At 28.7% G+C, this 874-nt stretch carries 2 protein-coding genes; both read left to right on the plus strand.

The features are described 5' to 3' along the window. Positions 1-207 (plus strand): integrase core domain-containing protein (locus BHF71_RS10595; RefSeq protein ID WP_141705358.1); only part of this gene is annotated, 207 nt, incomplete at its 5' end. Between the two features lie 77 nt (positions 208-284). After that, positions 285-650, plus strand: a complete 366-nt coding sequence (locus BHF71_RS10600; RefSeq protein ID WP_069657600.1) for a GNAT family N-acetyltransferase — start codon at positions 285-287, stop codon at positions 648-650. Positions 651-874: the final 224 nt, after the last annotated feature.

Here is an 874-nt window from a genome sequence, read left to right on the forward strand (position 1 = left end):
AATCCCTATGATAATGCTTGTATTGAATCATTTCATGCTATATTGAAAAAAGAAGAAGTAAATCACGTGCAATATCTAGATTACTATTCTGCTAAGATAGCAATTTTTCAATATATTGAGGGCTGGTACAACCGAAGAAGAATACATAGTGCTTTAGGTTATTTGACTCCTCAAGCCATCGAAGATCAATTGAAACATTCAGCATAAGAGTTAACTTTTTTGTGTCCAATATATTGACTCAAATCCAAAATAATACAGTTTTGATATAGAAAAGAGTGGTTAATTTGAGTAGTGAAATTAGATTAGCTAGAATTGAAGATTTAAATAATATTGTTAGTTTATTAAATAAAGTCACTATTGATCTTCATACAAAGGGTATTTTGCAATGGAATTATCCGTGGAATTCAGATGACTTAATAGAAGATATAATAAATAACTACGTTTACTTACTAATTATTGATGATTTGGCAGTTGGAACATTTTCTATTAAAGACATTGGTGAATTTAATTTTATAAATACTGAACCAGATAATAAATATCTTTATCGGATAGCAATTTTACCGGAGTTCCAAGGAAAGGGATTAGGTTTAAAAATAGTAAAATATTCAATTGAATATGTAAAAAAAATCACTAGCGTTGCATTAATGTAGTCAGAATATTTCTAATAATCACTAGTTCATAAAAAAATCCTTTATAATGGAAGTACAGGTGCTCCCTGTCCAAATCCAATATAAAGGACCATGCTTATGGACAAGGATACACTATTTTCGTCATTTGGTAAATGGATAGCTCCTATCAATTCTGTAAAATTACAACAAAAAGTAGAAGAAATGAAGCAAGACAAATACGTTAAAAAATTAACAACAAGAGCTTA

It is taken from the genome of Vulcanibacillus modesticaldus (assembly GCF_001730235.1).
Taxonomy (GTDB): Bacteria; Bacillota; Bacilli; order Tepidibacillales; family Tepidibacillaceae; genus Vulcanibacillus; species Vulcanibacillus modesticaldus.